The sequence below is a fragment of the Leifsonia sp. KNZ13-11D genome (assembly GCF_056754895.1).
This window is the reverse complement of record NZ_JBPGWU010000001.1, coordinates 328850-342034: the sequence shown is the minus strand read 5'-3', so window position 1 is coordinate 342034 and position 13185 is coordinate 328850. Positions and strand designations below refer to the sequence as shown.

The 13185-nt window shown below is 71.3% G+C and carries 11 protein-coding genes and 1 pseudogene; 4 read left to right on the top strand and 8 right to left on the bottom strand.

Features of this window, described 5'->3' with window-relative positions:
* Positions 1-93 precede the first annotated feature (93 nt).
* The 4 genes from ACR9Y5_RS01740 to ACR9Y5_RS01725 are packed head-to-tail and all read left to right on the top strand — an operon-like array spanning position 94 to position 3792.
* Positions 94-867 (top strand): DeoR/GlpR family DNA-binding transcription regulator, encoded by a 774-nt coding sequence (locus ACR9Y5_RS01740; RefSeq protein WP_481296332.1) that lies wholly within the window; start codon positions 94-96, stop codon positions 865-867.
* On the top strand, positions 864-2255 hold the full coding sequence (locus tag ACR9Y5_RS01735) for a 6-phospho-beta-glucosidase (protein ID WP_481296331.1): 1392 nt from the start codon (positions 864-866) through the stop codon (positions 2253-2255). The genes ACR9Y5_RS01740 and ACR9Y5_RS01735 overlap by 4 nt, the downstream gene beginning before the upstream one ends.
* Entirely contained in the window at positions 2255-3079 is an 825-nt protein-coding gene (locus ACR9Y5_RS01730) for a glucosamine-6-phosphate deaminase (protein ID WP_481296330.1), read from the top strand. The genes ACR9Y5_RS01735 and ACR9Y5_RS01730 overlap by 1 nt, the downstream gene beginning before the upstream one ends.
* Positions 3025-3792, top strand: coding sequence for a GntR family transcriptional regulator (locus ACR9Y5_RS01725; RefSeq protein ID WP_481296329.1), 768 nt, complete (start codon positions 3025-3027; stop codon positions 3790-3792). The genes ACR9Y5_RS01730 and ACR9Y5_RS01725 overlap by 55 nt, the downstream gene beginning before the upstream one ends.
* A gap of 10 nt (positions 3793-3802) precedes the next feature.
* Here ACR9Y5_RS01725 and iolG read toward each other — a convergent pair whose 3' ends face one another.
* The 8 genes and pseudogenes from iolG to ACR9Y5_RS01685 all read right to left on the bottom strand — a co-directional run bounded on the left by iolG (position 3803) and on the right by ACR9Y5_RS01685 (position 13185).
* Complete coding sequence (gene iolG, locus ACR9Y5_RS01720) at positions 3803-4813, bottom strand: inositol 2-dehydrogenase (protein WP_481296328.1); 1011 nt, start codon at positions 4811-4813, stop codon at positions 3803-3805.
* A gap of 14 nt (positions 4814-4827) precedes the next feature.
* Positions 4828-5739 carry a sugar phosphate isomerase/epimerase family protein gene (locus ACR9Y5_RS01715; protein ID WP_481296327.1) on the bottom strand — a complete coding sequence of 304 codons (912 nt, stop codon included), beginning with the start codon at positions 5737-5739 and terminating at the stop codon, positions 4828-4830.
* Positions 5736-7661 (bottom strand): 3D-(3,5/4)-trihydroxycyclohexane-1,2-dione acylhydrolase (decyclizing), encoded by a 1926-nt coding sequence (gene iolD, locus ACR9Y5_RS01710; protein WP_481296326.1) that lies wholly within the window; start codon positions 7659-7661, stop codon positions 5736-5738. Before iolD ends, ACR9Y5_RS01715 begins: the two co-directional genes overlap by 4 nt.
* Positions 7658-8512 carry a 5-deoxy-glucuronate isomerase gene (gene iolB, locus ACR9Y5_RS01705; RefSeq protein WP_481296325.1) on the bottom strand — a complete coding sequence of 285 codons (855 nt, stop codon included), beginning with the start codon at positions 8510-8512 and terminating at the stop codon, positions 7658-7660. The genes iolD and iolB overlap by 4 nt, the downstream gene beginning before the upstream one ends.
* 82 nt (positions 8513-8594) lie before the next feature.
* Entirely contained in the window at positions 8595-10100 is a 1506-nt protein-coding gene (locus tag ACR9Y5_RS01700) for a CoA-acylating methylmalonate-semialdehyde dehydrogenase (RefSeq protein WP_481296324.1), read from the bottom strand.
* A 28-nt stretch (positions 10101-10128) separates the two neighbouring features.
* Entirely contained in the window at positions 10129-11013 is an 885-nt protein-coding gene (locus ACR9Y5_RS01695; protein ID WP_481296323.1) for a class I fructose-bisphosphate aldolase, read from the bottom strand.
* On the bottom strand, positions 11000-11965 hold the full coding sequence (gene iolC / locus ACR9Y5_RS01690) for a 5-dehydro-2-deoxygluconokinase (RefSeq protein ID WP_481296322.1): 966 nt from the start codon (positions 11963-11965) through the stop codon (positions 11000-11002). Before iolC ends, ACR9Y5_RS01695 begins: the two co-directional genes overlap by 14 nt.
* A 138-nt stretch (positions 11966-12103) precedes the next feature.
* Positions 12104-13185, bottom strand: a pseudogene (locus ACR9Y5_RS01685) (glycerate kinase).

Here is a 13185-nt window from a genome sequence, read left to right as displayed (position 1 = left end):
ACGGGATGCGGGACACCGTAACACTCCTGCACAGGTTTGACCAAGTTTGCGCATCTTTGCGTATTTCGAGCAGATTTCGCTATCGTGTCCAGCATGATCGTGAATGAACGGCGCCAGCGCATCCTCAACGAGTTGCGCGCCAGCGGGGCCGCCAGCGTCCCCGAGCTGGCCGAGACGCTCGGCGTCAGCCCGTCGACGATCCGGAGGGATCTCGAGATCCTCGATCGCAACGGCGAGCTCACGCGCAGCTACGGCGGCGCAGTGCTGCGGTCGGGCATGACGGTGCAGGACGGCGCCGAGTCACCCGAGACGCCGTACGACGACAGCGCCGACATCGACCTGAAGGTCCGCGTGGCGAAGGCGGCCCTCCCCTACGTGCAGGACGGCAGCGTGGTCCTGCTCGACATCGGCACGACGACCCCGTTCCTCGCGCGGATGCTGCGCGGCCGCGACGTCACGGTGGTCACCTCGAACCTCGCGGTCTTCGACGAACTCCGCAACGACACCAGCGTGCGCGTCGTGCTGCTCGGCGGAGTGCTCCGTCGCAACATGCGCACCCTCGTCGGCTCCATCACGGCGCTGTCGCTTCAGCAGATCAGCGCGGATGTGATGTTCCTCAGCTGCACGGGAGTGCGGGCGGGTGGCGCGATCGTCGACGACATGGCCGTGGAGACACCGCTCAAGCAGGCGATGATCGCCTCGAGCGACAAGGTCGTCCTGCTCGCCAGCGAAGCCAAATTCCCCGGCACGGGCGCGCTCCGCGTGTGCGAGCTCTCCGACGTCGACGTGCTCGTCACGACCGACGGCGCCCCGGAGGAAGCAATCGAAATGTGCCGCGCGAGCGGCGGAGAGGTCGTGATCGCATGAAGTTGAGCATCCTCGGCGGCGGTGGGTTCCGCACGCCTTACGTCTGGCAGGCCATCCTCCGGGACACGGGCAGCCCCCGCGTCGACGAGGTGAGCCTCTACGACGTCGACGCCGAGAAGCTCACGACGATGGCGGCGCTCCTGCGGCAGCTGGCCGCCGGCAGTCCCACGGCGCCGCGGCTGACCACGACCACCTCGCTCGAGGAGTCCATCGCCGGCAGCGATTTCGTCTTCTCCGCCATCCGCGTCGGCGGCCTGGAGGGACGGCGCTGCGACGAGCATGTCGCGCTCGACCTGGGCGTCCTGGGCCAGGAGACGACCGGACCGGGCGGCATCGCCTACGCGCTCCGGACAGTGCCGGTCATGGTCTCCGTCGCGGAGACCATCGCGCGGCTGGCGCCGAACGCCTTCGTCATGAACTTCACGAACCCGGCCGGCATCATCACCGAGGCCATGCAGGGCGTGCTCGGCGACCGCGTCGTCGGCATCTGCGACACCCCGTCCGGGCTCGGACGGCGGGTGGCGGCGGCGCTCGGGGTCGACCAGAGCCGCATCCACATGGACTATGTCGGGCTCAACCACCTCGGCTGGATGCGCGGGGTCTACTACGACGGCCGCGACATCCTCCCCGAGTTCATCGCGGACGACCGGCTGCTCGGCGAACTCGAGGAGGGCCAGGTCTTCGGAACCGAGTGGATCCGGGAACTCGGAGTCATCCCCAACGAGTACCTGTACTACTACTACTTCAACCGGGACGCCGTGCGGGCCATGATCGACGCGGGCACGACGCGCGGCGACTTCCTCGCCCGCACGCAGTCCGAGTTCTGGACGCTCTCCCGCGACGCCGACGACAAGGCCGCGCTCTGGCGGAGCACCGTCGACCGCCGCAGCGCGTCGTACATGGCCGAGGCCACCGGCGGCACCCAGGACGAGCCGGCGCACCACCACGAGTCGGACTCCGACCCGGCGGACCAGGGCTACGCGGGTGTCGCGCTCGGCGTGATGAACGCCATCACGCGCAACGAGCAGGCGACGATGATCCTCAACGTCCGCAACCGCGGCACGGTCGCCGGCCTCCCCGACGACGCCGTCATCGAGGTGCCGACTCTCGTCGACGCGAACGGCGCGCACCCGCTGTCGGTGCCGGCGCCGAGCCTCCACCAGCTCGGCCTGATGGCCCAGGTGAAGGAGGTCGAGCGCCACGCCATCGCTGCGGCGCTCACCGGTTCCGAGTCGGAGGCGCTCCTCGCGTTCGCCCTGCACCCGCTGGTGGAGAGCGTCCCGACGGCCCGCCGGTTGCTCCAGGGCTACACGGAGGCGCACCCGCAGCTCGCAGAGCTCTTCGGCCGGACTCCCGCGACGTCCGGGCTCGCCGCGGCGGCCGGGTGATGCGGACGCTCGTCCTGCCGACTCCGGAAGAGGTCGGCGAGGTCGCCGCGGACGAGATCGCCGCCGTCGTGGCCGAGCGGCCGGACGCCGTGCTCGGACTCGCCACCGGCGACTCACCGCTCGGCGCCTACACAGCGCTCGCCCACCGGGTGGAGCGCGGAGAGCTGGATCTGTCACGCGCTCGAGGCTTCGCCCTCGACGAGTACGTCGGCCTCGACCCCGCCGACCCCCAGAGCTACCGAGCCGTCATCGACCGCACGGTGACGACCCCGCTGCGGATGCGCCGGGACGCTGTGCACGTCCCCGAAGGCACGGCCGCAGACCTCGCAGCGGCCGCCGACGAGTACGAGCGGGCCCTCGCGGAGTCCGGCGTCGACATCCAGGTGCTCGGCATCGGCTCCAACGGGCACATCGGGTTCAACGAACCCGGCTCCCGGTTCGGCACGCGCACCCGCGTCGTCGAGCTCAGCGAGCGCACCCGGCTCGACAACGCGCGGTTCTTCCCGTCCCTCGCGGACGTGCCGACCCGCGCACTCACGCAGGGGCTGGCGACGATCATGCGGGCCCGCCGCATCGTCCTGGTCGCCCTGGGCGAGCGCAAGGCGGACGCGGTCAGGGCGGCGGTCGAGGGACCGCTCTCGGTGGACTGCCCCGCCTCGGTGCTCCAGACCCATCCGAACGTCGTGCTGATCGCCGACGAGGCCGCCGGGTCGCGGCTCACAGGATCCGAGCGGTGTAAGATTGTCCGTACAAACTCGGAGGTGCGGGCATGGCGGGGAGCCGAGACGAGGTCGCTCTCCCACCCGACCTCCTCGCGGCACTGAACAAGAACAGTCCGGTCCCGCTCTACCACCAGCTGGCCACGGCGCTCGAGCAGGCGATCCGCGACGAGTCGGTGCCGCCGGGAGCACGTCTGGAGAACGAGATCGCGCTGGGCCAGCGTCTGGCCCTGTCGCGGCCGACCGTGCGGCGCGCCATCCAGGAGCTGGTCGACAAGGGCCTGCTCATCCGGCGCCGCGGCGTCGGGACCCAGGTGGTGCAGAGCGGCGTGACCCGGGACCTCGGTCTCACGAGCCTGTACGAGGACCTGTCACGGTTGGGCCAGTCGCCCGAGACCCGGGTCCTCCGTCACGAGGTGCGTCCCGCGACGGCGGAGGAGGCGGAGCAGCTCACTCTGGAGCCCGGCGCGCCGGTCCTCCATCTGGTGCGGCTCCGCCTGGCGCGTCACGTGCCGCTGGCCATCCTCGACAACACCCTCCCCACTTCCTCCACGGACATCGGCCCGGCGGATCTCGAAGAGCACGGGCTCTACGATCTCCTGCGCCGCCGCGGCGTGAACATGCGCATCGCGCGGCAGCGGATCAGCGCCCGGGAGGCGACCCCGTACGAGAGCGAGCTCCTCGGCATCGGCAAGGACGCCGCGGTGCTGACCATGACGCGCACCGCCCTCGACACCACCGGCCGTGTCGTCGAGTTCGGCCGGCACTGCTACCGGCCCGATCTGTACTCCTTCGAGATCACCCTCGTCGACCGCTGAACCCGGCTCCTCAGCCGAGGTCGACCGGCACCGCCCGGCCGGTCTCAGCGGACAGCTGCGCCGCCTCGGCGAGGACGAGCGCGGCCCGGCCGTCCTCGAAGGTCGGGCTGTCCGCCGACTCGCCGCGCACGCTCGAGACGAACGCCTCGAGCTCGGCGGCGTACGCCTCCCGGTAGCGATCGAGGAAGAAGTCCTGATACGGGGACCGGGCCTCGACGGCGGTCGCCGTGGACACGCTGACGAGCGAGGTCGGCGCATTGGCCACATGGAGCATCCCCTCCGAACCGAACGCCTCCATGCGCTGGTCGTACCCCACGGCACTGTGCCGGGAGTTGACGATCGTGACCAGGGCGCCGTTCCGGGAGCGGAGCACCACCACGGCGGTGTCGAAGTCGCCGTGCTGCCGGGCCCCGTCGTCGAAGAGCGTCGACCCGGACGCCTGCACGTCGACGATGTCGGGCAGGAAGAACCGCGCCATGTCGAAGTCGTGGATGGTCATGTCCCGGAAGATGCCGCCGGAGATGCCCACGTAGTCGGCCGGGGGTGCGGACGGGTCGCGGCTGATGATCGTGAGCTGCTCCAGCTGCCCGATCTCGCCGGCTCGGACGCGCGCACGGACCTCGGCGAACGCGGGATCGAACCTCCGGTTGAAGCCGATCACGACCGGCACCGGTGACGCGGCGACCTTTCCTCTCAGCGCGTCGACCGCATCCAGGTCGAGGGCGATGGGCTTCTCGCAGAGCACCGGAAGGCCCGCGTCGAGAGCCGCGGAGATCAGCGGGACGTGCGTCGGCGTTGGCGAGGCCACCAGCACCGCGTCGATGTCGCCCGACGCCAGCAGCTCGTCGGCGCTGTCGGTCGCCGTACCCCCGAACCGGGCAGCGACCGAGCGAGCGCCCTCGACGAAGGGATCGGCGACCCGGGCCAGTGTGGTGCGCGGGTTCTCCGCGATGCTGCGGGCATGCACCTGGCCGATGCGGCCGCTGCCGATCAGTCCGAACCGGACCGGCGAATCGTTCACGGGAACTCCTTCTCTCAGCACCACGGCCGCAGCGCGTCGCGATTGGTCTTCTGGTCGGCTGCGCGCGAACGCCGGAAGTCGGGCAGGGACGCGTCCGGCGCCGGCAGCACATCCTGCTCGACGACGATCCAGCCGTCGAACCCGATCGCCTCGACGGCGTCGAGCACCCCGGCCAGGTCGATGCTCCCGCTCCCGAACGCGACGAACGCCCCGGACGACCACACCTCGCGCATCCCGCCGCCCGCGGCCAGGACGGCCTGCAGCTCGGCCTGGTCGACGTCCTTCAGGTGGAGGTGGTTGATCCGTCCGGCCCAGGCCGTCAACGCGGCGACGGGGTCGCCTCCGCCGATGAGAAGGTGACCGGTGTCGAGCGTGAGCCCCACATCCACCCGGTCGAGGAAGACCTCGATCTCCTCCGGCGATTCCACGAAGGTGCCCGCGTGGTGGTGGAAGGTCGGCTCGAACCCGGCCGAGCGGACGCGGTCGGCCGCGACCGCGGCGTTGGCCGCGAGCCGGTCCCACCCGGCAGGGTCGAGACCGCCGACGCCCGAGCCGGGAGCGCGCCGGCGCTCCGGCGACCCGCTGTCCGCGAGGGTGGGCTTCGGCAGCCTCCGCGGTGCCGCATCCGCCGCCTCGGAGAAGACGGCGAGTGCCGCGTCGAGGTCGGGGAGCGACGCAGCGAACGCCTCGTCGTCCGTGAACGGCAGCTCGACCCAGCCGCCCGCCAGTTCGAGACCTCTGGTCGCCAGGCGGTCGCGGAGCACGCCACCACGACCGAGGAAACCGGTCGGACCGAGGTCGACGCCCGCGTATCCGGTCTCGGCGAGGATGTCCAGGATGTCGTCGGCCGAGAGCGTCGTTGCGCCCTCCGGCGTCATCTCGAAGACGCCGAAGCTGACCGGGGCTCCCGCAACGGTCACGTTCATCGGTTCTCCTCCCGTCCGAGCAACGGCCGCCTCGCCTGCGCCTGACGCTCGTAGTCGGCACGGGCCGCCTGCGTGCTCTCCAGCTTCGAGACTTCGGCGACTGGCACGTCCCACCACCCCTCGCCGTCGGGCGCGTACACGAAGGGATCGGACTCGATGTGGATCAGGGTGGAGCGGTCGGACGCCTTGGCCGCCGCGACAGCCTCCGACAGTCGCGGGATCGCGTCCTCGCCCGGCGCGATCTCGATGACGTCGACGCCGTAGCTGCGGGCGTTGGCGGCCAGGTCGACCGGCACGAAGCCTCCGGTCTCGAAGTTCGCGGCGGCGGCGTCGCGATAGCGGTAGCGCGTGCCGTAGCGTTGCGACCCGACCGTCTCGGAGAGGTGCCCGATCGACGCGAAACCCTGATTCTGGACGAGGACCACCACGATCTTGATGCCCTCGGCGACCGCGGTGGCCAGCTCGGAGTGCAGCATGAGGTAGGAGCCGTCCCCGACCATCACGATCACATCGCGGTCGTCGCCGACCGCCTCCAGCCCGCGCTTCACGCCGAGCCCGCCCGCGATCTCGTAGCCCATCGTCGAGAAGGCGTACTCGACGTGGTAGCCGAGCGGGTCGCGCACGCGCCACAGCTTGTGGAGGTCACCGGGAAGGGAACCCGCCGCCTGCACGACCACGTCGCGCGGCCCGGTGGCGAGCTGGACGGCGCCGATGATCTCGGGCTGGCCGGGGACAGCGGCGCCGGTCGGGGCGAGCGCCCTGTCGACGATCGCATCCCATTCCTGCTTCTCCCGGGCGATGCGGGAGCGGTATCCGGGCTCCACAGCGGTCCCGGCGAGCGCTCCGCCGAGGGCGTCGAGCGCCTCCCGTGCGTCGGCGATCACGGGGAGGTCCGTGCCGTGCTTGTACGCGTCGACGGGGGCGACGTTGATGTTCACGAAGGCGACGTCCGCGTGCTGGAACAGCGTCCGGCTCGCCGTGGTGAAGTCGCTGTAGCGGGTGCCGATGCCGATGACGACGTCCGCCTCGGCGGCGAGGCGGTTGGCGGCCGTCGTGCCGGTCGCTCCCACACCGCCGAGGTACTGGGGGTGGTCCCAGTCGAGGGATCCTCCGCCGGCCTGGGTGGTCCCGACCGGGATACCGGTCTGCTCGACGAACGCGCGCAGGGCATCCTCCGCGCCGGAGTAGAGCACACCGCCGCCGCCGACGATGAAGGGACGCTTCGCTCCGCGGATCGCGTTGGCCGCGGCCTCGAGCGCCCACCCCTCCGGCAGCGGACGCCGGATGCGCCATTCGCGCGGCTGCAGGAACTCGACCGGCACATCCAGCGCCTCGGCCTGCACATCCTCCGGCAGCGCGATGGTGACGGCGCCGGTCTCGGCGGGGTCGGTGAGCACGCGCATCGCGGCGAGCGCGATGGAGAACAGCTGCTCCGGCCGCTGCACCCGGTCGAAGAACCGGGACACCGGGCGGAAGGCGTCGGTCACCTGCATTCCGGGGTCATGCGGATGCTCCAGCTGCTGCAGCACGGGGTCGGCGACGCGGGTGGCGAAGGTGTCGGAGGGCAGCAGCAGGGCCGGCAGGCGATTCGCCGTCGCGAGCGCAGCACCGGTGAGCATGTTCGCCGCGCCGGGGCCGACCGACGCTGTCGACGCCAGCGTCGCCCGGCGACGGTGGATGCGCGCGAAGCCGACGGCCTGGTGCACCATGGCCTGCTCGTTGCGCGCCTGGTAGTAGGGCATGAGCCGCGGGTCGAGGGCGTTCGCCTGGGCCAGCGCCTGGCCGAGGCCTGCGACGTTGCCGTGCCCGAAGATCCCCAGCATCCCGGGCACCGTCCGCTCCCGCACGTCGCCGTCGACCGTCCACTGGTTCGCCAGGAACTCGACGAGCGCCTGGCCGACGGTCATCCTGAGGGTGGTCATCGCGTGTCTCCTCCGTGGTTCGTGGCGGTGGGTGCGGGCAGGTACGGCAGGCGTCCGTCCTGCGGCTTCGCCGCCCAGGTGTCGCGCAGCCATGCCTGGCGCGGGTCGTCGCTGACGAGCCAGACGCGCTCCTCGCCCGGACCCGCCATGACGTTGAGATAGTAGAGGTCGTACTCGGGCGGTGCGACGGCCGGCCCGTGGTATCCGAACGGCACGAGGGCGATGTCGCCGGTGCGCACGAGCGCGTTCGTCTCGATGGCGCCCGCGGGGGAACCGTAGGTCGCGAAGCTGCCGAAGGCGTCGTGACCGGCCGGAGCGCTCAGGCCACGGGCGGGCGCGGACTCGAAGTAGTAGATCTCCTCGAGCTGCGACTCGTGGCCGTCCACGTGCTCGTCGTGCTTGTGAGCGGGATGCGACGACCAATTGCCCGCAGGGGTGATCACCTCGCAGACGATGAGCGACGCGGCGTCGAGAGCCGCAGGCGTGCCGAAGTTGTGGACCTGCCGGGTGTCCGCCCCGGCGCCACGCAGCTCGATGGGCACCGCCTCGCGCGGGATGTGGACCGACGGCTTGCGGATCTCCGTCGGCGCCTCCGCGACCGCGACCCGACCGGTGCCGCGGATGCTGAGGCCCTCCCCCGCGCCGACGTAGAGCACGTCTGTCGGACCGTCGAAGACGCTCGACCGGCCGGCGAGGAGCGTGCTGCCTCCCTCATGGTCCACCGAGAACGACCCGGCGAGGGGCACGACGATGCGTTCGATGCCGCCCGCGGCGAGCTCGACGGACTCGCCGGCGAGCTCCACCACGCGCAGGCCCGTGTGCATCCAACCGGAGAGAGAGGAGTCGACCACCGACTCCCACGGGCCATCGCCCAGGCTCCCCCGGGGAAGAACCACTCGTTGCGCTCGGCCATCGTCCTCGTGCCCTCCCGTCTCAGTCGTTCTCCGGGAAGCCGAGGTTGATCCCGCCGTGCGAGGGGTCGAGCCACCGGCTGGTGATCGCCTTCAGCTGCGTGAAGAACTTCACGCCCTCACTGCCGTGCGCCTTCGTGTCGCCGAACAGCGAGTCCTTCCAGCCGCCGAAGGAGAACGTCGCAACGGGGACCGGGATCGGCACGTTGATGCCGATCATCCCGACCCGGATGTCCTTCTGGAACCGCCGGGCGGCGCCGCCGTCGTTCGTGAAGATCGCGGTGCCGTTGCCGAACGCGCCGGCGTTGATCAGCTCGACACCGGCCTCGTAGGAGGGGACGCGCACGACTGCGAGCACCGGGCCGAAGATCTCCTCGGTGTACGCCCGGGAGGTGGTCGGCACGCGGTCCAGGAGGGTCGGGCCGAGCCAGAAGCCGTTCGGATCGCCGTCTGGGTCCACCGTACGGCCGTCGACGACGACCGTGGCGCCGTCCGCCTCCGCGATGTCGATGTAGCCGGCGACCTTGTCGCGGTGCTGCTTCGTGACCAGCGGGCCCATGTCGCAGCCGCGGCGGCCGTCGCCGATGCGCAGGGCGGCCATCCGCTCGGCGATCTTCGCGATGAGCGCATCCGCGACCGGCTCGACGGCGACCACGACCGAGATCGCCATGCAGCGCTCGCCCGCCGAACCGAATCCCGCATTGATCGCCGAGTCGGCCGTCAGGTCGAGGTCGGCGTCCGGGAGCACCAGCATGTGGTTCTTCGCCCCGCCGAGCGCCTGCACGCGCTTGCCGTGTCTGGTGCCGGTCTCGTAGACGTAGCGGGCGATCGGGGTGGAGCCGACGAAGGAGATCGCGGCGACATCGGGGTGGGTGAGGAGACCGTCCACCGCCTCCTTGTCCCCGTTGAGGACGGTGAAGACGCCGTCCGGGAGGCCCGCCTCCTTCCACAGCTCCGCCAGCCAGATCGCGGCCGACGGGTCCTTCTCCGACGGCTTCAGCACGACGGTGTTGCCCGCGGCGATCGCGATGGGGAAGAACCACGCCGGGACCATCGCCGGGAAGTTGAACGGTGAGATGATCCCGACGACGCCGAGCGGCTGGCGCGTGGAGTACACGTCGACGCCGGTCGACACCTCCTCCGAGAACTCTCCCTTGAGGTGGTGGGCGAGGCCGGTCGCGAACTCGACCACCTCCTGTCCGCGGCTGATCTCGCCCAGCGCGTCGGAGAGGACCTTGCCGTGCTCGCTGGTGATGATCTCGGCCAGCTCGCCCTTGCGCGCATCCAGCAGTTCGCGGAAGCGGAACAGGATCGCCTGCCGTTTGGCGAGCGACAGGCCCGACCATGCCGGGAAGGCGGCCTTGGCCGAACCGACGGCCGCGTCGATCTCGGCGGCGTCGGCCAGGGCGACGCGCTTGGTCTCCACGCCCAGGGCGGGATCGAACACCGGGGCGGTGCGACCGCTCGTGGACGGGTGGGCGGCGCCGCCGATCCAGTGGGGCACGACGGGCAGGGTGGTGGTGGTCATGGCGTTCCTTCGGTGGTCGTTGCGGCTGTCAGCGTCCGTGGACGAGCGAGGCGGCGGTGTCGACCGCTGCGGCGACATTTCCGTCCTGGGGATAGAGGAGGGTGCGACCGACGACGAGCCCGTGCACTCCGGGGAGCTCGAGGGCTGCGGCCCAGGCGGCGTAGGTCTCCTCCGGCGCGGCGTCGGTGTCGCCTCCGAGCAGCAGCGTGGGCAGTGTCGTGGAGTTCATGACGCGCTCCATCTCGGGGACGACCGGCAGCTTGAGCCAGGTGTACGCCGACGACGATCCGAGCCCGGAGGCTATCGCGATCGAGGTGATCACGGCGTCCGGGGTCAGGTCGTTGACGATCCGGCCGTCGCGCCAGCGGCTGAGAAAGGGCTCGAGCATGATGGGGAGCCGAGCGCCTGCCGCGGCTGTCACGGCGTCCGCCGTGCTCTCCAGGGTCCGGACGGTCGCCTGGTCCTCCAGATTCACCCGCAGCAGCAGCTTGGCCGCGTCGAGTCCGTCGCGTAGAACGGAGGGGACGTCGTAGCCGGTGTAGCGGTCGTCCATCTCGAAGACGGAGCCGCGCAGGCCCCCGCGGTTCATCGATCCGACCACGACCTTGCCGTCGAGCGCGCCGAGCAGCGCCAGGTCGTCGACGATGTCGGGGGTGCCGAGCACGCCGTCCACTCCCGGACGGGACAACGCGAGCATGAGGCGCTGCAACAGGTCGTACCGGTCGGCCATCGCCATGCCGTCGTTGCGGACGCCCAGCGCCCCGCGGGCGGGATGGTCGGCCGCGACGATGAACAGCCTCCCGTCTCCCTGGACCAGCGGCCGCCGTGCGCGCGCGTCCAGCGCGACCCGGATGGCGTCCGGGTCGCTGAGCCGGAGCTCGCGGAGGCGGGCGAAGGCTTCAGCCGTCGACACGTTCGAGTCCCTTCAGAACATTCTCGACCTCGGTGGTCGTGGGCATCGCGGTCGAGCACTCACGCCGGGTCGCGACGATGGCGCCTGCGATGTTGGCGAAGCGGACGACGCGCTCCAGCGACCAGTCCTGCAGCAGCCCATAGCAGAGCGCGCCGCCGAAGCCGTCGCCGGCGCCGAGGCCGTTGACCACCTGGACGGCGTAGGGCGGGACCTCGACCGTCTCGGTGCGCGTCTTGGCGAGCACCCCGCGGGGGCCTTGCTTCACGACCGCGAGCTCGACGCCGCGCTCCAGGAGCGCGTCGGCCGCACGGACGGGGTCGGTCTCACCGACCGCGACCTCGCACTCTTCGCGGTTGCCCACGGCGACCGTGACGTGCTCGAGTGCGCGCCCCACCTCCGTCGTCGCCGCCCCGGGCGAGTCCCAGAACATCGGCCGGTAGTCCAGGTCGAGGACGGTGAGGGGGACCCGGCCGCGTGCCTCCCACGCGGCGTGGTGGGTCGTGCGGCTCGGCTCGCGCGAAAGGCCGGTGACGGTGGCCCAGAAGATGCGTGCCCGTGCGATGGCGTCGAGGTCGAGCTGCTCGTCCGTGATCGCGAGGTCGGGGGCGATGGGATCCCGGTAGAAGTAGAGCGGGAAGTGGTCGGGAGGGAAGATCTCGCAGAAGGTGATCGGCGTCTTCAGCGTGGGGTCGGTGCCGACGAAGCGGTCGTCGACTCCGAGGCGTCGCAGCTCGCGTCGGGCGAACCGCCCGAACGGGTCGTCCCCGGTCGCCGTGATGACGGCCGAGCGCAGCCCGTGCCGGGCCGCGGCGATGGCGACGTTGGTCGCGCTGCCGCCGAGGTACTTGCCGAACGTCTGCACGTCCTCCAGGCCGACCCCGTCCTGCAGCGGATAGAGGTCGACGCCGATGCGGCCGACCGTGATCAGGTCGTACGGCGCGTGCTCGGTCATGCGGGGTGACTCCTTCGTCGCGAGGGCGGTGTCGATCTGAGTGTAAACTTTGTCCTAACAAACTCACAAATCGATGGCGCAGAATGCGTCGACCACCAACGTCGCCCGGCACAGGGCGAGGGAGGCGATTCGCGAAGCCTACGCTCGCCGCGCCAGAGCAGCCCCCGCTTCGTGGAGGTAGCGAGCGGGATCGCGGATCGCCGCAGCGGCGCTCCCCGCGCGATTCTCCAGCGACTCGACGTCCGCGAACCACGGGTGGGGGGGAGCCGCGACCTGTCCCGCGATCAGCAGCGCGGGAACGCCCGCCGAGCGCGCGCCCTCAGCGACGTAGCCGGGCGCTTTCCCCGCCCCTGTCTGCCCGTCGAACCGGCCCTCGCCCGTGACCGCGACGTCGGCATCGCGAAGCGCGGCGGGCAGTCCGATGGCGGCCGCGACCTCTTCCGCCCCCGCGGTGAACCTCGCCCCCCACGCCAGCAGCCCGTACCCCGCGCCGCCGGCCGCTCCGGCGCCGGGACTCGCGGGGTCGACGCCGAGCAGAGCAGCGAGCCGCGCGAGCCCCGCCTCCAAGACGGCGATGTCGTCACCGGTCGCACCTTTCTGCGGACCGAACACCGCCGCGGCTCCTTCGGGACCGAGCAAGGGGTTCGTGACATCGCCCAGCACCACGGCTCCCCCCGGGGCAGAGCTCGCAACCGGCTCAACTCCACCTGCCGCAGGACGGCGAGGCCGCCACCGCCAGGCGGGATGGGCCGCCCGCGAGCATCGAGGAATCTCCCCCCGAGTGCACCGAGCGCACCCGTGCCACCGTCGGTGGAGGCACTGCCGCCGATCGCGAGCAGCAGGCGGGTCGCACCCCCATCGAGTGCAGCGGCGATCGCCTGCCCGAATCCGATCGAGTGGGCGCCCAGCGGGTCGAGCCGCTCGAGAAGCGTGATGCCGCTCGTCGCAGCGAGCTCCACTGCCGCGGCGCCGTCGGGCAGACGAAGCCACGAGCTGACGACGTCCCGGCCGTCCGGGCCGCTCACCCGGACACGGACCCGTTCGCTTGCCGGCACCGCGGCCTCGAGGGCGTCGAGTGTGCCCTCACCCCCGTCGGCCATCGGCAGGAGCCGGACCGTGTCCTGCGGCCGCACGCTGCGCCACCCCTCCCCGATGGCCGCAGCGACCGCGCTCGCCGACGCCGATCCTTTGAACGAGTCGGGGGCGACCACGACGCGCAC